Here is a 20,790-nt window from a genome sequence, read left to right as displayed (position 1 = left end):
CCGTCCCGCGAGTGGCAGGGGTCCGTCCGGGGTGCGCACGCTGGTAGTCGAGGAGACGCCCTCGGCGGACGGGAGCCGGTCATGGTGGACACGGACGTGCTGGTGGTCGGGGCCGGGCCGGTCGGGCTCACCGCCGCGGCGGAGCTGCGGCGGCACGGCGCCGAGTGCCGGATCGTCGACCGGCTGGCCTCGCCGCAGCGCTACGCGAAGGCCGTCGGCGTGCAGCCCCGCACCATGGAGGTCTGGGACACCATGGGCCTGGCCCGGCAGGTGCTCGCCGCGGCCGTCCCGATGCACGGCCAGCTGAGCTGGGTCGACGGCGAGGAGAAGCCGCGGATCGAGCTGGCCCTGCCCACCGACGTGCCGTACGCCTTCGCGGCGCTGCCGCAGTACGCCACCGAGGAACTGCTCGCCGGGCACCTGGAGACGTTCGGCACCCGGGTGGAGCGCGGCTGCGAACTGCTCTCCTTCGAGCAGGACCCGGACGGCGTGGAGGCCGTGCTGCGGACGCCGGGCGGCGGCGCCGAGCGCGTCCGCTGCCGGTACCTGGTCGGCTGCGACGGTGCGCACAGCGCGGTGCGCAAGGGCCTCGGCCTGGACTTCGGCGGCGGCGCCTTCACCGAGTCGTACATGCTCGGCGACGTCGAGATCGACTGGGACATGCCCGCCGGGTACGGGGTGCGGGTGGTGCGCCACCGGCCGGACGGCGCCCCCGACGACGTGCTGGTGGCGATCCCGCTGCCGGGCCGCAACCGCTACCGGATGTCCACGGTCGCCGCGCCGGAGCTCGTCGGCGACGCCGCCGGCCGGGACGGGATCGCGCACGGCCTGGACGCCGGCGGTCTGCCCGGCGTCGAGCATCTGCAGGCCGTCGTCGACCGGCTCTCGCCGCAGCCGGCGACCGTCTCCGCCCTGCGCTGGTCCTCCGTCTTCCGGATCAGTCACCGGCTGGCCGACCGCTACCGGCAGGGCCGGGTCTTCATCGCCGGGGACGCCGCCCACATCCACCCGCCGACCGGCGCCCAGGGTATGAACACCGGCATCCAGGACGCCTACAACCTCGCCTGGAAGCTCGCCCTGGTGCTGCGCGGCGCCGCCGGGGACGCCCTGCTCGACAGTTACGGCGCCGAACGCCGCCCGGTCGGCGAGGAGGTCGTGGGGCGGACCGTCCGACACGCCCGCACGGGCATCGGGCCCGGCGGCGACGGCATGGCGACGCTGCTGCGCCGCGAGGCCCAGTTGCTGGTGGGCTACCCGGACGGCCCGCTGATCGACCCGGCCGCCGCGGCCGACGGCGCCGCGGTGCTCCCCGTCCGGCCGGGCGAGCGGGCGCCGGACTGCCGCGGTCTCGTCCAGCCCCTCGCGACCTTCCCGCAGCGGCTGTTCGACCTGCTGCGCAGCCCGCACCACACCCTGTTGCTCTACCTCGGCCCGGACGCGCCGGCCGACCTGCCGGGCGCCTGCGCGGAAGCGGGCCGCGAGGCGGCCCGCGGCGAGCTGGACGTCTACGCCGTGCTCGCGCCCGGCTCCACTGCGGACACGCCCGGGGTCCCGGCCGTCCGTGACGGGCTGGACGAGTTCCGTGCCGCGTACGGGGCCCGCAGCCCGGAGGCCGTGCTCGTCCGTCCCGACGGCTACCTCGCCGGGCGCGTCCACCCGGCCGACCCGGCGGGGATCACGGCCCTGCTGCGCCGCACCTTCAGCGGCGACTGAGCACGACCACCGGGCCCTGAGCGGCGGCGGGCACGCAGGGACCCGCCTCGGCCGGGTGGGCGCGGTGCCGGCCGGGGCGGGGGACGGGTGGTTCAGGCGGTCTTCGCCGGGACGGAGACCAGCAGGTGGTTGCCGTCGAGGGTGCGGACCTCGAAGTGGTCGATGTCGCCGGGGGCGAGTGCGGCTCCGCCGGTGGTCTGCAGCGCGTCGGTGCCGTAACCGGTCGGCGGCACCGACCAGGTGGTGACGGTCTGGCGCTCGCCGGTGCGGGAGACCGCGACCAGGTCGCAGACCTGCGGCCCGCTGACGTGCGAGAGCGACAGGCTGATGCTGCTGCCCCACTTCTTCGGCTCGACGCCGACCTGGGCGAAGACGCCCGTGCCCGGGTCGGTGGCGGCGAACTGGGCGGTCGCGGCGGGCGGCGTGTGGGTCTCACCGCTGGTCGCGGCCAGGGTGGCCAGCGGGCCGCCGACCACCAGCACCGCCGCGGCGGCGACCAGCGCCAGTCGGCGCACGCGGTTGCGCCTCCGGGTCGCGGAGACCTCGCCGACCAGCCGGTCGAGCAGTTGCGGCGAGGGCGGCGCGGCGACCGGACCGGCCTCCGCGAGTTCGGCGAGCAGCGGTGCCACCCCGGAGAGTTCGTCGATCTCGGCGGCGCAGACCGCGCAGCCGGCCAGGTGCTGCTCGAAGGCTTCGAGGTCCTCCGGGTCCAGGACGCCGAGGATGTACGCGCCGACGTCGACGTGCTGCCCGTGGTGCGACGTCACGATGTCACTCCTCGCTCCTCCAGCGCGATCTTCAGGGCACGCAGCCCGTAGAAGATGCGCGACCTGACCGTACCCGCGGGGATGCCGAGCTCCGCGGCGGCCTCGTTGACGGTACGCCCCTTGAGGTACGTCTCGACGATGACCTCGCGGTGCGCTTCGGTCAGGTCGTCGAGCGCATCGGAGATGGTCATCAGCCGCAGTGCCTTCTCGAGTTCGTCCTCGGCGGGCAGCAGCTCCAGCGGCGCGGGGTCGACCTCGCGCGGCCGGGCCATGCTGCTGCGGTGGCCGTCGATCACGATCCGCCGCGCGACGGTGACCAGCCAGGGGCGCAGCGACCCGGTGGCGGTCTCGTCGAGGCGGTGGATGTTGCGCCAGGCGCGGACCAGCGTCTCCTGCACCACGTCCTCGGCGCGCTGCCGGTCGCCGCCGACCAGGCGCAGCACGAAGCCGAACAGCGGGCCGGCGTGGTCCCGGTAGAGGGCACGCATCAGCTCTTCGTCGGGCGCCGGGGCCGGGCCGCCGGTGGGCGGACCTCCCGCGTCCGCCCTCCGTCGGTACGGATGCTCGGTCACGGCGCCATCCTTGCGCACGTGCACCTCCAGGTCGAGACGTTGCCGGGGTCGGACGGGTGCTGGGACGGGGTCGCGACCGGGCCGGGACGGGTTCGGGACAGTCGGGCCCGGGGCGGGGTGTCCGCCGCGGTGTCCGGGCCTCAAGTCGGGGCCGGATCCTGTCGATATGGGTGGTGGGTGCGGCGCGGGCGCCCGCGCCGCACCCGACCTGCGGGCCGCACCGCCCCCGGTCGGCGCGGCGGTGCCGCCGGGCGGGGCCGCCGACGGGAGCCGGTGTCGGCGACCCCTCGACGGCTCCGGACGGTTCAGTAGCCGTAGCCGCCGGTGGCGGGCGAGGCGGCGGCCGCCGCCTTGCCGCCGGTCGGGGTGACGGCCCACCAGGTGCCCTTGACGCCCTGGCCCTTGGTGTCGCCGGGCTTGGTGTCCGGCGTGTAGCGGTAGAGCGGCCAGCCGTTCAGGGTGACCTGCTTGCTCCCGTCGGCGCGGGTGACGGTGGAGACCAGCTTGGCGTCGATGCCCTTGAGCTGCGGGTTGTCGCTCGCCATCACGGGCGGCCAGAGCTTGGCGCAGTCGCCGTTGCAGTTGGACACCGGCGGCTTGGCGGTGTCCTTGTCGAAGCGGTACAGCGTGTAGCCGCTGCCGTCGGTGACGATGGTGCCGAGCGTCGAGGAGTTCGCGGTCTGCAGCCCGGTGCCGCCGCCCGCGGGCGCCGACGGGGCGGACGAGGCCGGCGCCGACGGGTTGGCGGGCGCGCTCGCGGCGGGGGCGGTGGTGCCGCCCGCGGTGTCGGTGGTGCCGCTCGGGTCGCAGGCGGTGACCAGGGCGATCGCGGCGGCGGCCGAGGCGGCGAGCAGGGCGGTACGGCGGAAGTCGGGCATGGCTGTTTCCCCCACGGTGTGAGTCAGGTTTCGTCGGGCGCTCTCCCCGCGCCCACACCGAGGAGTACGGGCGCGGCGCCGGATCGACTCAACGGGTCGCGAAACTTTTTTGGAATACCTCGGGGCCGGGCGGGGTTGACGCCACCGGACCACTCCCGAAGGGCAGGTAGGACACCATGAGCACGGTCGAGCTGACCACGGCGAACTTCGACGAGATCGTCCCCGGCGCGGAGGGCAAGGACTTCGTGCTGATCGACTTCTGGGCGGCCTGGTGCGGTCCGTGCCGGATGTTCGGTCCGGTCTTCGAGAAGGCCTCCGAGCGTCACCCGGACCTCGTCTTCGCCAAGGTCGACACCGAGGCGCAGCAGGAGCTCGCGGCGGCGTTCGACGTGCAGTCGATCCCCACGCTGGCGATCATCCGCGAGGGCGTGCTGGTGTTCGCGCAGCCGGGCGCGCTGCCCGAGCCGGCGCTGGAGGACCTGATCGGCCAGGCCCGCGGGCTGGACATGGCCGAGGTGCACGCGAAGGTCGCGAAGGCCCGCGCGGAGGCGGAGGCCGCCTCCCGGGCCTGAGCCCCGCCGCTTCCCCGTACGACGGCTGCGCCCCCGGACCGGTGGTCCGGGGGCGCAGCCGTGTCCGTCCGGGGCGGGTGCTCAGCGGGCGGTGCGGGCGGCGAGGCCGTCCAGCAGCAGGCGCAGGGCGAGGTCGAAGCCGCGGTCGTCGAGGCCCGGGCCGCGGGCGGCGGAGGCTTCGAGGGCGCCGGCGAGGGCGGGGTGGCGGGGGCGGTACTCGGCGGCGCCGCGGGTGAAGCCGGCGGTGAAGGTCTCCAGGGCGGAGCCGAGCACCAGGTAGTCGAGGGCGGCGGCGGCCTCGGCGGCGTCCGCCGGGTCGAGGCCGGCCCGGCCGAGGGCCGCGAGCAGGGCGTCGTAGGTGAGCAGCTGGCGGTCGGCCTCGACCCGGCGGCGGGCGAGCAGCGCGATGGTGTTGGGGTGGCGCAGGAAGACGGCCCGGTAGCCGTGGGCGTAGCGGGCGAGGCCGCGGCGCCAGTCGGGGTCGTCGAGCGGGGCGAGGTCGATCTCGGCGTTGACGAGGGCGGCGAGGTCGTCCAGCAGGTCGTCCTTGCCGGAGACGTGATTGTAGAGCGAGGCGGCCTTCACGCCGAGGCGGTCGGCGAGGGCGCGCATGGTGAGGCCGTCGGGGCCGGCGGTGTCGACGACGTCCAGGGCGGCCTCGGCGATCGCCTGCCTGCTGAGCATCGGCCTGGTCGGTCGCCCCACGTGTTCCGTCCCCTGTTCGCGCGTGCCGGTCGAGCGGCCACGTTACAGCCTGGTGTCGAGGCCTTCCGTTACCGCCGGGTCGGGGCTACGGTCCATAACTAACTAAGTTAGTTTTCGGATCGCGAGGCAAGGCGGACGCATGACGACCACTCCCCCACGGGCCGGCAGACCCACCGGAACGAACCGGCCGGACGGGCCGGCGGACGCCGACCGGCTGGCGGCGCTCGGCTACCGGCAGGAGCTGCGGCGCAGCCTCGGCGTGCTCGGCAACATCTCGATGGGCTTCGCCGTGGTCTCCCCCGTGGTCGGCCTGTACGCGGTCGCCCAGGTGGGCATGGGCGTGGCCGGCGGCGCCTGGGTGTGGGCCCTGCCGGTCTGCCTGCTCGGCCAGCTGCTGGTGGTCTGCGTGTACTCCGAGCTCGCCTCGCAGTGGCCGCTCGCCGGCGGCGCCTACCAGTGGAGCCGCCGGCTGGCCGGCCCCACCTTCGCCTGGCTGACCGGCTGGCTCTGGCAGTTCGCGGTGATGTTCGCCAACACCACCGTCGCCTACCTCGCCGCGCCCTGGTTCTTCGCGCTGTTCGGCGCCACCCCGACGCCCCCGCAGCTGGTGCTGACCGCGCTCGGCTTCATGCTCTGCTGCACCCTGGTCAACGCGTACGGGATCAACCTGCTGCGACGGTTCGTCGCGCTGGGCATCGCCGCGGAGGCGATCGCCTCGGTGCTGGTCGGCCTCGCCCTGCTGCTGTTCTTCCGCGAGCACGGGCTCGGACTGCTCACCGACACCCTGGGCGCACCGGCGGCCACCGGCACCGGCACGCTGATGTCCTTCCTCGCGGTGGTCGCCGTCGGCGGCTGGGCGTTCATCGGCTTCGACGCCTGCGTCTCCACCGCCGAGGAGACCAAGGACGCCGCCCGGCAGGTGCCGCGGGCGATGCGGTGGTCGCTGCTCGGCGTCGGACTGGTGGTGATCCTCAACGCCGTCGCCGTGCCGCTGGCCCACCCCGACCCGGCCGCCGTCGTCGCCGGGACCGACCTCGACCCGGTGACCACCGCGGTCACCACCGGCTTCGGCGACTGGTCGGCCAAGCCGTTCGTCGTGGTGGTGCTGGTCAGCTTCACCGCCTGCCTGATGGCCTCGCAGGGCGGCGCCGCCCGCGGACTGTACTCGCTGGCCCGCGACGGCGTCTTCCCGTTCTCGGCCCAGGTCCGCAAGGTCAACCGGCACCAGGCACCGATCGGCGGCCTGGTCGCGGCCACCCTGGTCAGCTGCGCGGCGCTGCCGCTCGGCCTGGAGTCGACGGCGATCGGCTCACTGATCGCCTTCGGCACCGCCGCGACCTTCCTGCCGTTCTTCCTGCTCACGGCGGTGGCGCTGGTCGCCCGGCTGCGCGGCACCTGGCGCCCGGCCGGCGAGGTCTCGTACGGGCGCTGGGGCACCGCGCTCAACGCGCTCGCCGTGCTGTGGACGGGCCTGGAGGTGGTCAACATCTGCTGGCCGCGGGCCCTGCTCGCCCCGCCCGGAGCGCCCTGGTACCAGGTGTGGGCGGCCGTGCTCGGGACGGGCGTGGTGACGCTCACCGGGCTCGGCTACCTGCTGGTGCGCCGCCCGCAGCGGCTGATGCGGGAGCCCGCGGAGCCGGCAGCGGCCGTGCGCTGAGTCGCCCGGAGGTGTGGGAGCGGCGGGCGGGGGCAGGCTCGGGTGCACCTGGCGCCCCTGCCCGCCGCTGCGAGCGGTCCGCGGTCGCGTTGGTCCCGGCCCGGGCGGTCGGCAGGGGGCAGGATGGGCCGGGACCGACGGCAGCGGCGAGAGCGAGGGGTACGGGTGACGACGGCGGACGAGTACGACGTGGTGGTGGTCGGCGGAGGCTCCACCGGCGAGAACGTGGCCGACCGGACGGCTGCGGCCGGGCTGCGGACGGTCGTGGTGGAGGGCGGCCTGGTCGGCGGCGAGTGCTCGTACTACGCGTGCATGCCCAGCAAGGCGCTGCTGCGCCCGGGCGCGGCGGCCGCGCACGCCTGGGCGGTCGCCGGGGTGTCGGTCGGCGCGGGGCTGGACGCCGCGGCGGTGCTGGCCCGCCGGGACTCCTTCGCCGACCACTGGAAGGACGAGGACCAGGTGGCCTGGCTGGACGGGGTCGGCATCGACCTCGTCCGCGGCCACGGCCGGCTGATCGGCGAGCGGACGGTGCAGGTCGACGGCGGGCGGGTGCTGACGGCCCGCCACGCGGTCGCGCTGTGCACCGGCAGCCTGCCCGCGCTGCCCGACCTGCCGGGGCTCGCCGAGGCCCGGCCGTGGACCAGCAGGGAGGCGACCTCGGCCCAGCAGGTGCCGCCGCGGCTCGCGGTGGTCGGCGGCGGGGTGGTCGCGGTCGAGATGGCCGCCGCCTGGCGGTCCCTGGGCAGCGAGGTCGTGCTGCTGGCCCGCGGGCCGCTGCTCGGCCGGATGGAGCCGTTCGCCGGGGAGCTGGTCGCGGACGGGCTGTCCGCCGCGGGCGTCGAAGTCCGGCAGGCCGAGGTCACCGGGGTGCACCGGGACGGCGAGGTCCGGATCGACCTCGCGGACGGCTCCACCGTGACGGCGGACGAGGTGCTGTTCGCCACCGGCCGTCGGCCGAACACCGCCGAACTGGGCCTGGAGAGCGTCGGTCTGACGCCCGGCTCGTGGCCCGAGGTGGACGACAGCTGCACGGTGACCGGGGTGCCCGGCGGCTGGCTGTACGCAGCGGGCGACCTCAACCACCGGGCACTGCTGACCCACCAGGGCAAGTACCAGGCGCGGATCGCCGGGGCGGCGATCGCGGCCAGGGCCCGCGGCGAGCGGATCGACGGCGGCCGCTGGGGTGCGCACAGCGCGACCGCCGACACCGCCGGGGCGCCGCAGGTGGTGTTCACCGAGCCGGAGGCCGCGTCCGTCGGGCTGAGCCTGGCCGCGGCCGAGGAGGCCGGGCTGCGGGTCCGGGCCGTCGACCACGACCTCGGTGCGGTGGCCGGCGCCAAGCTGTACGCCGACGGGTACACCGGCCGGGCCCGGATCGTGGTCGACCTCGACCGGGAGGTGCTGGTCGGCGCGACCTTCGTCGGGCCGGGCGTCGCCGAACTGCTGCACGCAGCAACGGTCGCGGTGGTCGGCGAGGTGCCGGTCGCCCGGCTCTGGCACGCGGTGCCCTCCTATCCGACGGTGAGCGAGGTCTGGCTGCGGCTGCTGGAGTCCTGGCGCGACGGCGAGTAGCCGGGACGGGCACCGGCACCGGCGCGGTGACGTGCGCCGGTGCCGGGCCCGGAGGAGACTGGCGCGGGGGCAGCGATCGTTCACCGGGTGGTGCGCATGACCGAGGTGCTGTTGGCCGTCGGAACGCAGAAGGGCCTTTTCCTGGGCCGCAGTTCCGACCGCGAGAAGTGGGAGTTCAGCGGGCCCCACTTCCCGATGAACGCCGTCTACTCGGTCTCCGTCGACCGCCGCGGCGGCCGGGTGCGGCTGCTGGCGGGCGCCGACTCCAGCCACTGGGGCCCGTCCGTCTGGTGGTCCGACGACCTCGGCGCGACCTGGCAGGAGCCGACCCGGCCCGCCGTGCGCTTCCCCGAGGACACCGGCACCTCACTGGAACGGGTCTGGCAGTTGCAGCCGGCCGGCGAGGAGGCGCCCGACGTCGTGTACGCCGGGACGCAGCCCGCCGCGCTGTTCCGCTCCACCGACCGCGGCGAGACCTTCGAACTCGTCCGCGCGCTCTGGGACCACCCGCAGCGCACCGAATGGAACGCCGGCTTCGGCGGCCAGGGCATGCACACCGTGCTCACCGACCCGCGCGACGCCCGGGCCGTCACCGTCGCCGTCTCCACCGGCGGCGTCTACCGGACGAAGGACGGCGGGGCCAGTTGGTCCCCGTCCAACACCGGCATCCGCGCCGAGTTCCTGCCCGACCACTACCCGGAGTACGGGCAGTGCGTGCACAAGGTCGCCCGGGACGCCGGCGAACCCGGCCGGCTCTACCTGCAGAACCACGGCGGCGTCTACCGCAGCGAGGACGACGGCGGCAGCTGGACGGACATCGGGGGCGGCCTGCCCGCGGTGTTCGGCTTCGGCCTGGCCACGCACCCGCGCACCGCCGGCACCGCCTACCTCTTCCCGCTCAACGCCGACTACTCCCGGCTGCCCGTGGACAACCGCTGCCGGGTCTTCCGCACCCGCGACGCCGGCGGGACCTGGCAGCCGCTCTCGGACGGCCTCCCGGACGAACCCCACTACGGCGTGGTGCTGCGCGACGCCCTGTGCACCGACGACGCCGACCCCGCCGGAGTGTACTTCGGCAACCGCAACGGCGAGGTCTACGGCAGCGCGGACGAGGGCGACCACTGGTCGCTGCTCGCCTCCCACCTGCCGGACGTGCTCTGCGTCCGCGCCGCGGCCCTCGGCTGACATCCCTCCGCCCACGACTCCCGACCGCCGAGGAAGCCCCGTCCATGAGCCTGAGCATCCGCAACCGCATCCCCGGCACCGTCGCCGGCATCACCACCGGCGCGGTGATGGCCACCGTCCGGGTCGCCGTCTCCGGCGGCCGCGAACTCACCGCGGCCGTCACCGCCGAGGCCGTCCGCGAACTCGGCCTGGAGACCGGCAGCCAGGTGAACGCCCTGGTGAAGGCAACCGAGGTGGCACTGGCCACCGGACCGGTCAGCGGACTCAGCATCCGCAACCGGCTGCCCGGCACGGTCTCCGAGGTCACGGCGGGCCCGGCCATGGCGAGCGTGCGGATCGCGGTCGAGGGGGGCGTGGAGCTGACCGCCGCGATCACCGCGGACGCCGCCGACGAACTGCGACTGACCGCCGGCACCCCGGTGATCGCCCTGATCAAGTCGACCGAGGTCTCCCTCGACGCCGCCTGACTGGCATCGCCCCCCTGGTGGACGGGTTCGCCGAGCCAGACTTCGGTGGTGCCGCTGACGTAGCGGGCGCCGCAGACGTCCGCCGGGACGATCAGTTGCGGACCGCCGGGGCGGTGCCTGCGCGCTCACCGCCGCCGCACCGGCCGAGACCATCCGCGCGCTGCGGGCCGCGCTGCCACGGTTGCAGTCCCGGCTGACCGGACGGCGGACCCTGCGGGCGGGCGCCGGACCGGCGGCGCCGGTGGCGGTGCGGACGCGCTGCGCGGGGCACTGGTGCAGGCCGCGTACGCGCTGGAGTCCGCCCCGGCCGGCGCGGTGGCCGGCAGTGCGGAGACCGATTCGCTGGCGGCGCTGCTGCTCGGCACCCCGCCGGAGGTCCGGGCCGCGTTCCCCCACCGGCCGCAGGACCGCCTCGACCTCCGCGCCGCCCTCCTCTGCGCGCCCGCGGGCGGTCCGGACCGGGCCCCGGCCGCCCGCCCCCGGGCCGCCGGGACGGCCGGGGCCGCGTCAGTCGGTGCGGGGGCGCAGCCGGGCGGCGACGGTGCCGAGGCTGTCGGCGAGGCCGGTGAGCTGGGCGGGGGTGAGGACGTCGATGAGCGCCTCGCGGACGGCGGCGACGTGGCCGGGGGCGGCGGCGCGCAGCGCCTCCCAGCCCCGGTCGGTGATCTCGGCGAAGACGCCGCGGACGTCGCTGGGGCAGGAGCGCCGGGAGACCAGGCCGCTGCGTTCGAGTTGGCCGACCTGGTAGGTGAGGCCGCTCTTGGAGGTGAGGAGGCGGTCGGCGAGGTCGGTCATCCGCAGCGAGCCGTCGGGGGCGGCGGAGAGCTGGACGAGGATCTCGTACTGGGTGTGGGAGAGGCCGGCGTCCTCCTTGAGCTGGCGTTCGAGGTGACGGGCGACGAGGTTGGTGGCGGCGACGAAGCCGCGCCAGGCGGCCATCTCGTTCTCGTTCAGCCAACGGGGTTCGTCCATGGGTCGATCGTACCGTGGTTGTTCAAATTTGAATGAGGGTGTACCGTCGACACCAGGTGGTTAAAATTTGAACCACTGGTGACAGGCCACGGAGGACGACCACCATGAGCACCGCAGCCCCCGGGCGCATGCCCACCCTCTACCTCTCGCACGGCGCGCCGCCGCTCGCCGACGACCCGGTCTGGCCCGGTCAGCTCGCCGCGTGGTCCGCCGACCTGCCCAGGCCCACCGCGATCCTCATGGTCTCCGCGCACTGGGAGGAGGCCCCGCTCGCGCTGGGCGCCACCACCGCCGTCCCGCTGGTCTACGACTTCTGGGGCTTCCCCGAGCACTACTACCGGGTGCAGTACGCGGCGCCCGGCGCGCCCGCCCTCGCGGACGGCGTGCGCAAGCTGCTGCGCACCGCCGGCATGCCGGTGCAGGACATCCCGGACCGCGGCCTCGACCACGGCGCGTACGTGCCGCTGGTGGAGATGTTCCCGGACGCGGACGTCCCGGTGCTGCAGGTGTCGCTGCCCACCCTCGACCCGCAGCGGCTGATGGAGATCGGCCGCAGGCTCGCCCCGCTGCGCGACGAGGGCGTGCTGATCGTGGGCAGCGGCTTCTTCACCCACAACCTGCGGGCGCTCAGCACCGACGGCCGGGTCTCCTCGGTGATGGCCGAGTTCGACGACTGGGGCCGCCGCGCCTTGGAGGCGAAGGACGTGGACGCGCTGCTCGACTTCGAGCACAAGGCGCCGGCCGGCCGCTTCGCCCATCCGCGCACCGAGCACTTCGCACCGCTCTTCGTCACCCTGGGCGCGGGCGAGGCGGAGCTCGGCACCCAGCGCAGCGTGATCGACGGATTCTGGATGGGCCTGGCCAAGCGCTCGGTGCAGATCGGCTGAACCGTCCAGCGGCCTTCGGCAGCGGCCGTCAGTGGGCGCAGGTGAAGCGCTCGCCGACGTGCCGGGGCTGCTCGATCTCGTCGACCAGGGCGACGGCGAAGTCGGGGATGCTGATGGCGCTGCGGCCCTCGGCGTCGATCACCAGGCGGTCGGCGTCGGTGCGGTAGTGCCCGGTGCGTTCGCCCGGGAGGAGGTCGGCAGGCGGGCTCAGCACCGTCCACTGCAGATCGACGACGGTGCGCAGGTAGGCGAGCGCCTCGCCGTGCGCGTGCATCATCTGCCGCACGTCGGCGCTCAGCCCCGGAGTGTCCCAGACGCAGACGCCGGGTGCGGTCTCCAGGCTGCCGGCGCCGCCGACGACGATCAGCCGCGGAGCAGCCGAGCCGAGCGCCCGCAGACCCCCGACCAGGGCCCGGGCGGCCGGTTCGATCAGCCGCCGCGCACCCGGGCCGTCCCCGCCGCCGACCGCGCTGACCAGCACGTCCTGCCCCTCGGCGACCCGGGTGACGTCCTCGGCGGCGAGCACGTCGCCGCGGGCGACCTCCGGGGTCAGCCCCTGGTAGCGGGCCGGGTCGCGGACGGCCGCGGTGACCCGATGCCCCCGCGCGAGCGCCTCGGTGACGAGGCACCGGCCGATCGACCCGTTGGCGCCGAAGACCGCGATCCTCGCCATGCTGTGCCCGCCTCTCCGTCCGGCAGCGTGTCACCCCCAGCATGGGTCCGGTCCGTCCGCCGCGGCGGTGCGACGCGCGGCGCCGTCGCACGCGGCGGTGCGGCCGCCCGGGGCGGGCCGGCGACGGGGTACGCCGTTGTGCGTAACACCCCCGATCGGGGGTGTCCGGGCGCCGGGACCGCGGGCACAGTGGCCCCATGCAGACTCCACTCTCCGTGATGGACTTCCTCGACCGGGCCGAGCAGGTGTACGGCGACCGGATCGGGATCGTCGACGAGCCGCTGCAGCCGGCCGGGTCCTGGGGCGAGGTGACCTACCGCAGGATGGCCGAACTGGCCCGCGCCCAGGCCGCCGGCCTCGACCGGCTCGGGGTCGGACCCGGAGCGCGGGTGGCCCTCGTCTCGCAGAACTCCGCCCGCCTGATGACCTCCTTCTTCGGTGTGAGCGGCTTCGGCCGGGTGCTGGTGCCGGTGAACTTCCGGCTGAAGGCCGAGGAGGTCGCCTACATCGTCGAGCAGAGCGGCGCCTCGGTGCTGCTGATGGACCCGGAGGTGGCGGACGCGCTGGCCGGGGTGCCGGTCGAGCACCGCTTCGTCCTCGGCACGGAGAGCGACCGGGAGCTGTACGCCTTCGACCGCGAGCCGGTGCGGCACCCCGTCGCCGAGTCGGACACCGCGACGATCAACTACACCAGCGGAACGACCGCGCGCCCCAAGGGGGTCCGGCTCACCCACCGCAACCTGTGGCTGAACGCCACGCTGATGGGCCTGCACTTCGGGGCGAACGACCGGGACGTCTACCTGCACACCCTGCCGATGTTCCACGCCAACGGCTGGGGCCTGCCCTACGTGATCACCGGCGTCGGCGGCAAGCACGTGGTGCTGCGCAAGGTCGACGGCACCGAGATCCTGCGCCGCGTCGAGCAGCACGGGGTGACCTTCCTGTGCGGCGCGCCCGCGGTGGTCGCCGCCGTGCTCGCCGCCGCCGAGACCTGGGACGGGCCGGTGCCCGGCCGGGACCGGGTGCGGATGGTGGTGGCCGGCGCTCCCCCGCCGACCTCCGTGGTGCAGCGCGTCGAGGCCGAACTGGGCTGGGAGTTCATGCAGCTCTACGGACTGACCGAGACCTCGCCCGCGGTCACCGTGAACCGCACCCGCGCCGAGTGGGACGCCCTGCCGCCCGCCGAACGCGCCGAGAAGCTGGTGCAGGCCGGTGCGCCCGCGCTCGGCACCACCGTGCGGGTGGACGGGCAGGGCGAGGTCCTCGTCCGCTCCAACACCGTGCTGGACGGCTACTGGGAGCGCCCCGACGAGACGGCGGCCGCGCTGCAGGACGGCTGGTTCCACACCGGGGACGGCGGCACCCTCACCGACGGCTACCTCACCATCTCCGACCGCAAGAAGGACGTCATCATCACCGGCGGCGAGAACGTCTCCTCGATCGAGGTCGAGGACTGCCTGTACGGGCACCCGGCGGTCGAGGAGGTCGCGGTGATCGGCGTGCCCGACGAGAAGTGGGGCGAGACCATCAAGGCGCTGGTGGTGCTCCGCGAGGGCGCCGAGGCCGACGAGGCCGAGCTGATCGCGCACTGCAAGCAGCGGCTGGCCGGCTACAAGTCGCCCACCTCGGTGGAGTTCCGCACCGCGCTGGCCCGCACCGCCACCGGCAAGCTGCAGAAGTTCCGGCTGCGCGAGCCGTACTGGTCCGGCCGGGAGCGCGACGTCAACTGACTGTTCGTCACCTCATGCCGGTCAGCCGAGGATGCCCCACTCACGGGCGGCGACGGCCAGTTCGACCCGGTTGCGGGCGCCGAGCTTGTGCATCGCGCTCTTCAGGTAGCCCGTCACGGTGTGGCTGCTGAGGCCGAGGCGGGCGGCGATCTCCGGGTTCGTCCGACCGGTCGCCGCCCACCGCAGCACCTCGTGCTCGCGCGGGGTGAGCCCCGCCTCCGCGCAGCGGCCGGCCGCCCGGCCGCCCCAGGCCGCGGCGCCGGCCAGCGCCCTGGTGGCCGTCCGGGCCAGCTCGGCGACCGCGCCGATCCGCACGTCGCCGAACGGCACCACGGTGCGCAGCGCCGCGTACACCACGCCGTGCACCGCGCCGTCGTGGACGAGGGGCACGCCGAGCATCGCGTACAGGTCGTCGGCGCCGACCGCCGCGTCGTAGTGGTGGGAGATGGTGGTCGCGGCCCGGTAGTCGGGCACCCAGGCGGGCGCGCGTTCGGCGAGGGCCCGGCCGCCGAGGCCGGTGCCGGCCGGCACCCGGAGGTTGTGCAGCAGGTCGGCGCGGGTGCCGGCCCAGTGGCGCAGCACCATGGCGTCCTCGGCGCCCTCGGCGTCCCGGGCGCCCCGGGCGTCGGGCACGCCGACCAGGCCGACGTCCGCGCCGCAGTCGGCGACCACCCGGCGGGCCAGGTCCGCGAGCACCGCGGAGCGGACCAGTTCGGCGGCGCGGGTGTCCGGGGGTTCGGGGGCTGCGCTCCTCACCGGGCGATTCTCACACGGGCCCCCTGGTTAGGGGAGACGTGCGGCAGCAGGATGGGGCCTGCCCGCACCACGGGGCCACCACTGGAATGGACGAGAAGGGGAGACGGATGGCCGACATCACCGCGCTGCTCGCGGACCTCGCGGCGGAGAGCGACGCACTGGACGCCCTGGTGGCGGACCTGGACGCCGCGGGACTGGCGAAGGCCACCCCCGCCGAGGGGTGGACGATCGCCCACCAGCTGGCCCACCTGGCCTGGACGGACCGCTGGTCGCTGCTCGCGGCGAGCGACCCGGAGCGGTTCACCGCCGAGGCGCAGCAGGCCTTCGAGGCGGGGTTCGACGTGGTGGAGCGCGGCGCGGCGGAGGGCGCCGGAGAACCGCCGGAGGTGCTGCTCGGCCGCTGGCGGGCCGGCCGGGCGGAGCTCGCGGCGGCGTTGGCGGCCGTCGCGCCGAAGACCCGGCTGCCGTGGTTCGGGCCGCCGATGAAGGCGCCGTCGATGGCCACCGCCCGGCTGATGGAGACCTGGGCGCACGGGCAGGACGTGGCCGACGCGCTGGGCGCCGTCCGGCCGCCGACCGCCCGGCTGCGGCACATCGCGCACCTGGGGGTGCGGACCATGGGGTTCGCGTTCTCGGTGCACGGCCTGCCCGCGCCACAGGTGCCGGTGCGGGTCGAACTCACCGGACCGGCGGGCGAGTCGTGGACGTGGGGTGCCGAGGACGCGGCCGACCGGATCACCGGCCCCGCACTGGACTTCTGCCTGCTCGCCACCCGGCGGCGGCACCTCGACGACCTCGCGCTGACCGCGGTCGGGGACACGGCGCGGGCCTGGCTGCCGATCGTGCAGGCCTTCGCCGGCCCGCCCGGCAAGGGCCGCGAACCGCTGGGCTGACCGCGCCGCGGGCCTGCCGGACTGCCGGCCGGCAGGCCCCGCCGTGCGGCCCGTCGGCGTGTCCGGTTGACGGTGCGTCACCGACCGGATGCGGTTACGGCGGTGAAACCGCGGCGCGCCGGTGCACTTAACCCCTCGTCCCTACCCTCGCCGCACAACCCGAGGACAGACGGGAGCGGTGACATGACCGACACGACCAGCCCGCACACCCCGACCCGGCCCGACGACGGCGGGCGGCCGCAGACCGGGCCGCGCCGCTCGTACCGCGGCAGCGCGGCGGACGAGTCCCTGGAGGACTACTCGCTGCGGTACGCGCCGCACTCCTTCCGCCGCTGGTCGCCGACGGCGGTGGCGTCGACCGCGCTCGGCGGCATCGCCTACCTCGCGGACTACGCGATCGGTGCGGGCATCGTGATGTCGTACGGCTTCACCAATGCGCTGGCGGCGATCCTGACGGCCGCCGTGGTGATCTTCCTGACCGGCATCCCGATCGCCCGGGCGTGTGCGGCGAACGGCGTCGACATGGATCTGCTGACCCGCGGGTCGGGCTTCGGCTACCTGGGCTCGACGCTGACCTCGCTGGTGTACGCGAGCTTCACGTTCATCTTCTTCGCCCTCGAGGGCTCGATCATGGCGCAGGCCCTCCACGAGGTGCTGCACGTCCCGCTGCCGGTCGGCTACCTGCTGACCACACTGGTCGTGATCCCGATCGTGTTCAAGGGGATGAGCTGGATCGCCCGGATACAGGCGTGGACGCAGCCGGTGTGGATCGTCGGGCTGGTCGCGCCCTTCGTGGTGCTGGCGTTCCACTCCCCCGGTGTCTTCAGCGGGTTCACGCACTTCGGCGGCACCGCCGGGGTCGGCTCCGGGTTCACCCTGCTCGGCTTCGGGCTCGGCACGGGCGTGGCGCTGTCGCTGATCGCCCAGATCGGCGAGCAGGCGGACTACCTGCGGTTCATGCCGAGGCGCACGCCGGAGAACGCCCGCCGCTGGGACCTCGCGGTGCTGGCCGCCGGCCCGGGCTGGGTGGTGATCGGCGCGCTGAAGCAACTCGGCGGCGCGCTGCTGGCTTTCGCCGCACTGGACGCGGTCGGCGAGACCAGGGCGCTGGAGCCCATCGCGCCGTACGTGGAGTCGCTGCGGCCCTGGCTGGGCGCGGCGGCGCTGCCGCTGGCCGGACTGTTCGTCGTCGTCTCGCAGATCAAGATCAACTCGACCAACGCCTACTCCGGTTCGCTGTCCTGGTCGAACTTCTTCTCCCGGCTGACGCACCGCCACCCCGGCCGGGTCTGGTACATCTTCCTCAACTGCGGCATCGCTCTGCTGCTGATGGAGCTCGACATGTTCAGCGCCCTGGGCAGCCTGCTCGGCTTCTACTCCAACGTGGCGATCGCCTGGATCGGCGCCGTCACCGCCGACCTGGTGGTCAACAAGCCGCTGGGGCTGAGCCCGAAGCACATCGAGTTCAAGCGGGCCCACCTGTACGCCGTCAACCCGGCCGGCTTCGGGGCGATGTGCGTGGCCGCCGCCGTTTCGATCGCCGCGTTCTTCGGCTGGTTCGGCACGTACGCCAAGGCCTTCAGCCCGTTCATCGCCCTGGTGCTGGCCATGGCGCTCAGCCCGCTGATCGCCAAGGCCACCGGGGGCCGCTACTACCTGGCCCGGCCCAACCCGGACGCCGGCAACGCGGATGCCACCGACACCCGGGTGTGCACGGTCTGCGAGACCGCGTACGAGGTACCGGACACCGCGCACTGCCCGTTCCACGAGGGCACCGTCTGCTCGCTCTGCTGCAGCCTGGACGCCGACTGCCACGACGCCTGCACCCGCGCCCCGGCCGGCGGACCGGTGCTGATCGGCATGCCGACCGCCCGGGGGTGAACCCTCAGCGGGCCGCGCCGAGGGCCACCGGCTCCGGGTCGCCGGCGAGGCGGGCGTGCAGGTGCTCGTCGTGGTGGCGGCCGTCGCCGTAGCGGTGCGAGGCCCGCAGGGTGCCCTCCAGCGGGAAGCCGCAGCGGTCGGCGACCCGGCAGGAGGCGGTGTTGCCGACGGCGTGGCACAGCTCGATCCGGCGGGCACCCGCGGTGGCGAACGCCCAGCGGGCGGCCGCCGCGGTGCCCCGGGTCGCCACGCCGCGGCCGCGGGCCTCCGGCAGCAGCCGGTAGCCGATGGCGGCCTGCCCGTCGGCACGGTTCGGCCAGTACAGGCCGACCGTGCCGAGCAGGGCCGCGGTGGCCGCGTCCAGCACGGCGAAGCCCGCCACGTCCCCGCTGCCGCCGTCCGCGTGGCCGAGGATCCAGGCCTCGGGGTCGGTCTCGCGGATCGGGTTCCACAGGGCGACCTCCTCGTCCGCGGTGATCCGGGCGACGCCCGGCGCGTACCGCAGCAGACCGGCACCCCAGGGCAGCAGGAGGACGTCCCCGAGGTCGAGCGGGACGGGGGCGAAACCGGGCGCGGTGAGGGTCATGGCCACCAGTCGTACCCGCCGAAGCGACCCCCTGCCAACCGGTTTCCCCGGCCCTGGGACGATCACGGGCATGGAGTTCGAGGACGACGCCGCCCTGCACCTGATCTGCACCGAACGGCTCGGCGAGGAGGCCGGCGGGCAGTTCGCCGCGATGGCCCGCCGGGGCTTCCGGCTGGAGCGACCTGCCGGCGGCACCCCGGCCACCGGCCGCTGCCGGCTCGGCGGCCCCGCCCTGCTGGAGCCCGGCACCCCGTGGCCCGTCCACGACGGCATGCCGCTCTCCCTGCTCGCCGTCCTCGACACCGACGCGCTCGCCCCCTGGCTCGGCGGCCACCTGCCCGTCCGGCCCGGCCTGCTGAACTTCTTCCAACTCGACCCGGACGTCCCGTACGAGCAGTACGCGAAGCTCGACACCTCCTCCCCCGCGATGTACCGGGTGCTCCCCGCCGACCCGGCGCGGGCCGTGGAGACGGACGCGCCCGGACCGGCGACGCGCTACCCCGCGGTGCCCGTCCGAGCCGAAGGGGTCGTCATGCTCCCGGACTGCTGGGACGTCGAGGACGAGGACCTCCCCTTCGACCGGGACGCGCACTGGGGCGCCCCCTCGCTGCTCCTCGACACCATGGAGGGCCTGAACGGCAACACCGCCGACCGCCACCGCGCCTTCGGCTGGCCGGACACCTCCTACGGCTCCCCGGTGACCGTCCGGGACGCCGACGGGCCCGCCGTCCACCTGCTGCAGCTCGCCGGTGACGCCGAACTGAACTGGGGCTGGGGCGACGCCGGCTCGCTCTACTTCACGATCCCCGCCGGGGCGCTCGCGGCCGGCGACTTCACCCGGGCCTGCGCCGAGGGCCGGTGCTGCTGAACCCCCGGCCGAACCCCCGGCGGGGCCCGGCCGGGCGGTGTGCGACAGTGGCGCGATGAGGACGATCGGACTGATCGGCGGAATGAGCTGGGAGTCGACCGCCGAGTACTACCGGCTGCTGAACGAGCTCACCAAGGAACGGCTCGGCGGGCTGCACTCGGCGAAGTGCGTGCTGTACTCGGTCGACTTCGCCGAGATCGAGCGGCTGCAGACCGCCGGCCGCTGGGACGAGGCGGGCGAGGTCCTGGCCGGGGCCGCGCGCTCGCTGGCCGCGGCCGGCGCCGACCTGCTGCTGATCTGCACCAACACCATGCACAAGGTGGCCGACCGGGTCGAGGCGGCGGTGGACGTGCCGCTGCTGCACCTCGCCGACACCACGGCCGGGGCCGTCCGGGCCGCGGGGCTGCGCCGGATCGGCCTGCTCGGCACCGCCTTCACCATGGAGCAGGACTTCTACCGGGGCCGCCTCGCCGGACACGGCCTGGAGGTGCTGGTCCCGGACGCCGCCGGGCGGGCCGAGGTGCACCGGGTGATCTACGAGGAGCTGTGCCTCGGCGTGGTCCGCGAGGAGTCCCGGGCCGCGTACCGCGAGGTGATCGCCGGCCTGGTGGCCCGCGGCGCCGAGGGCGTGGTGCTGGGCTGCACCGAGATCGAGCTGCTGGTCGGGCCCGCGGACAGCCCGGTGCCGGTCTTCCCGACCACCCGGCTGCACGCCGAAGCGGCCGTGGCGGCGGCCCTGGCCTGACCCCCGGCCGGGTCACAGGCCGAGCCGCAGCGGGTCGGGAGCGGGTGGCGACCGGGTTGGTGGCGGCCCGACGGGCCGGCAACGGCGATCCCCCAGCATCGAACATCTGTTCGCCACTCTTGGAGTCCGAATCGTCTGGCCGAGCTGCAGGAACACGCGGCCCGCGACCCTGCGTGTCGGCCGGGACGCCGAGTGGCCCGTCCAGCACAGTGGGTGGAGGCGGGCCGGCGGCCGGGCCGCAGCAGGCGGGAGCGACGAGCGGAGGCGGGGAAGCGTGGACTGGAAGCTCGAAGTGGTGGTCGTCCCGGTCTCCGACGTGGACCGGGCCAAGCACTTCTACGCCGACCGGGTCGGTTTCGTGGTCGACACCGACACCCGGATCGGCGCGGAGGCCCGGATCGTCCAGCTGACCCCGCCGGGCTCGGCCTGCTCGATCATCATCGGCACCGGGGTCAGCGACTCCCGGCCCGGTTCGATGCAGGGTCTGCAGCTGGTGGTGGACGACGTCGAGGCGGCCAGGGCGGCCCTGGTCGAGGGCGGCGTCGAGGTCAGCCCGGTGCAGCACTTCGAGGACGGGGTGAAGGCCGAGGGCAGGGGCGGGGAATGGAACTCCTTCGTGTTCTTCGCCGACCCGGACGGCAACGGCTGGGCCGTCCAGGAGCGCCCGGCCCGCCCCTGAGCCTCCGCCTGCCCGGTCTCCGGCTGCCGGGC

The 20,790-nt window shown here is 74.9% G+C and carries 21 protein-coding genes; 13 read left to right on the top strand and 8 right to left on the bottom strand.

Annotated features, from left to right (window positions below):
• Window positions 1–81 precede the first annotated feature (81 nt).
• A complete protein-coding gene (locus AB0442_RS16265) occupies window positions 82–1,713 on the top strand; it encodes an FAD-dependent monooxygenase (RefSeq protein WP_366163368.1) in 1,632 nt (543 codons plus the stop codon).
• Between the two features lie 92 nt (window positions 1,714–1,805).
• On the opposite strand, the gene AB0442_RS16260 is transcribed toward AB0442_RS16265, so the two are convergent.
• The 3 genes from AB0442_RS16260 to AB0442_RS16250 form a co-directional block, all read right to left on the bottom strand.
• Window positions 1,806–2,480, bottom strand: a complete 675-nt coding sequence (locus AB0442_RS16260; protein WP_363548242.1) for a zf-HC2 domain-containing protein — start codon at window positions 2,478–2,480, stop codon at window positions 1,806–1,808.
• Window positions 2,477–3,052: a sigma-70 family RNA polymerase sigma factor gene (locus AB0442_RS16255; RefSeq protein ID WP_344621760.1), complete on the bottom strand. Its 576-nt coding sequence runs from the start codon at window positions 3,050–3,052 to the stop codon at window positions 2,477–2,479. The genes AB0442_RS16260 and AB0442_RS16255 overlap by 4 nt, the downstream gene beginning before the upstream one ends.
• 305 nt (window positions 3,053–3,357) lie before the next feature.
• The gene (locus AB0442_RS16250) at window positions 3,358–3,930 is read right to left on the bottom strand and encodes a hypothetical protein (protein WP_366163366.1); all 573 of its coding nucleotides are present in this window, start codon (window positions 3,928–3,930) and stop codon (window positions 3,358–3,360) included.
• A gap of 176 nt (window positions 3,931–4,106) precedes the next feature.
• Here AB0442_RS16250 and trxA point away from each other — a divergent pair, with 176 nt between their 5' ends.
• Entirely contained in the window at window positions 4,107–4,502 is a 396-nt protein-coding gene (trxA, locus tag AB0442_RS16245) for a thioredoxin (protein ID WP_363548248.1), read from the top strand.
• A gap of 81 nt (window positions 4,503–4,583) precedes the next feature.
• On the opposite strand, the gene AB0442_RS16240 is transcribed toward trxA, so the two are convergent.
• A complete protein-coding gene (locus tag AB0442_RS16240) occupies window positions 4,584–5,186 on the bottom strand; it encodes a TetR/AcrR family transcriptional regulator C-terminal domain-containing protein (protein ID WP_366163365.1) in 603 nt (200 codons plus the stop codon).
• A gap of 160 nt (window positions 5,187–5,346) precedes the next feature.
• On the opposite strand from AB0442_RS16240, the gene AB0442_RS16235 reads away from it, so the two are divergent.
• From AB0442_RS16235 to AB0442_RS16220, 4 genes are all read left to right on the top strand, one after another.
• A complete protein-coding gene (locus AB0442_RS16235; RefSeq protein ID WP_366163364.1) occupies window positions 5,347–6,864 on the top strand; it encodes an APC family permease in 1,518 nt (505 codons plus the stop codon).
• Window positions 6,865–6,987: 123 nt separating this feature from the next.
• Window positions 6,988–8,436 (top strand): NAD(P)/FAD-dependent oxidoreductase, encoded by a 1,449-nt coding sequence (locus tag AB0442_RS16230; RefSeq protein WP_366163363.1) that lies wholly within the window; start codon window positions 6,988–6,990, stop codon window positions 8,434–8,436.
• A 96-nt stretch (window positions 8,437–8,532) separates the two neighbouring features.
• Complete coding sequence (locus AB0442_RS16225; RefSeq protein WP_366163362.1) at window positions 8,533–9,621, top strand: sialidase family protein; 1,089 nt, start codon at window positions 8,533–8,535, stop codon at window positions 9,619–9,621.
• A 44-nt stretch (window positions 9,622–9,665) separates the two neighbouring features.
• A complete protein-coding gene (locus AB0442_RS16220; protein ID WP_366163360.1) occupies window positions 9,666–10,088 on the top strand; it encodes a TOBE domain-containing protein in 423 nt (140 codons plus the stop codon).
• 507 nt (window positions 10,089–10,595) lie between these two features.
• Here AB0442_RS16220 and AB0442_RS16215 read toward each other — a convergent pair.
• Complete coding sequence (locus tag AB0442_RS16215; protein ID WP_366163359.1) at window positions 10,596–11,060, bottom strand: MarR family transcriptional regulator; 465 nt, start codon at window positions 11,058–11,060, stop codon at window positions 10,596–10,598.
• A 104-nt stretch (window positions 11,061–11,164) separates the two neighbouring features.
• On the opposite strand from AB0442_RS16215, the gene AB0442_RS16210 reads away from it, so the two are divergent.
• A complete protein-coding gene (locus tag AB0442_RS16210; RefSeq protein WP_366163357.1) occupies window positions 11,165–11,947 on the top strand; it encodes a class III extradiol ring-cleavage dioxygenase in 783 nt (260 codons plus the stop codon).
• A 28-nt stretch (window positions 11,948–11,975) separates the two neighbouring features.
• On the opposite strand, the gene AB0442_RS16205 is transcribed toward AB0442_RS16210, so the two are convergent.
• Window positions 11,976–12,620, bottom strand: coding sequence for an NAD(P)H-binding protein (locus AB0442_RS16205; RefSeq protein ID WP_366163355.1), 645 nt, complete (start codon window positions 12,618–12,620; stop codon window positions 11,976–11,978).
• A gap of 197 nt (window positions 12,621–12,817) precedes the next feature.
• Between AB0442_RS16205 and AB0442_RS16200 the strand changes: the two genes are divergently transcribed.
• Window positions 12,818–14,350, top strand: coding sequence for an AMP-binding protein (locus AB0442_RS16200; RefSeq protein ID WP_366163354.1), 1,533 nt, complete (start codon window positions 12,818–12,820; stop codon window positions 14,348–14,350).
• A 21-nt stretch (window positions 14,351–14,371) separates the two neighbouring features.
• Here AB0442_RS16200 and AB0442_RS16195 read toward each other — a convergent pair whose 3' ends face one another.
• Entirely contained in the window at window positions 14,372–15,106 is a 735-nt protein-coding gene (locus AB0442_RS16195) for a LuxR C-terminal-related transcriptional regulator (RefSeq protein ID WP_366163353.1), read from the bottom strand.
• A gap of 107 nt (window positions 15,107–15,213) precedes the next feature.
• Between AB0442_RS16195 and AB0442_RS16190 the strand changes: the two genes are divergently transcribed.
• Both AB0442_RS16190 and AB0442_RS16185 read left to right on the top strand, forming a co-directional pair.
• Window positions 15,214–15,999, top strand: a complete 786-nt coding sequence (locus AB0442_RS16190; RefSeq protein ID WP_366163352.1) for a TIGR03084 family metal-binding protein — start codon at window positions 15,214–15,216, stop codon at window positions 15,997–15,999.
• A 183-nt stretch (window positions 16,000–16,182) separates the two neighbouring features.
• On the top strand, window positions 16,183–17,880 hold the full coding sequence (locus AB0442_RS16185; protein WP_366163351.1) for a hypothetical protein: 1,698 nt from the start codon (window positions 16,183–16,185) through the stop codon (window positions 17,878–17,880).
• A 4-nt stretch (window positions 17,881–17,884) separates the two neighbouring features.
• Here the strand turns inward: AB0442_RS16185 and AB0442_RS16180 are convergent, their stop codons facing one another.
• Window positions 17,885–18,466: a GNAT family protein gene (locus AB0442_RS16180; RefSeq protein WP_366163350.1), complete on the bottom strand. Its 582-nt coding sequence runs from the start codon at window positions 18,464–18,466 to the stop codon at window positions 17,885–17,887.
• A gap of 70 nt (window positions 18,467–18,536) precedes the next feature.
• Between AB0442_RS16180 and AB0442_RS16175 the strand changes: the two genes are divergently transcribed.
• The 3 genes from AB0442_RS16175 (at window position 18,537) to AB0442_RS16165 (ending at window position 20,758) form a co-directional block, all read left to right on the top strand.
• A complete protein-coding gene (locus tag AB0442_RS16175; RefSeq protein ID WP_366163348.1) occupies window positions 18,537–19,334 on the top strand; it encodes a YwqG family protein in 798 nt (265 codons plus the stop codon).
• A 55-nt stretch (window positions 19,335–19,389) separates the two neighbouring features.
• The gene (locus tag AB0442_RS16170) at window positions 19,390–20,079 is read left to right on the top strand and encodes an aspartate/glutamate racemase family protein (protein WP_366163347.1); all 690 of its coding nucleotides are present in this window, start codon (window positions 19,390–19,392) and stop codon (window positions 20,077–20,079) included.
• Window positions 20,080–20,353: 274 nt separating this feature from the next.
• Window positions 20,354–20,758 (top strand): VOC family protein, encoded by a 405-nt coding sequence (locus AB0442_RS16165; protein WP_366163346.1) that lies wholly within the window; start codon window positions 20,354–20,356, stop codon window positions 20,756–20,758.
• Window positions 20,759–20,790: the final 32 nt, after the last annotated feature.

Origin of the sequence: Kitasatospora sp. NPDC085895 (assembly GCF_040702125.1) — a bacterium.
GTDB lineage: Bacteria > Actinomycetota > Actinomycetes > Streptomycetales > Streptomycetaceae > Kitasatospora > Kitasatospora arboriphila.
The sequence above is the reverse complement of the archived record's forward strand: the minus strand, read 5'-3'. Positions and strand labels throughout refer to the sequence as shown.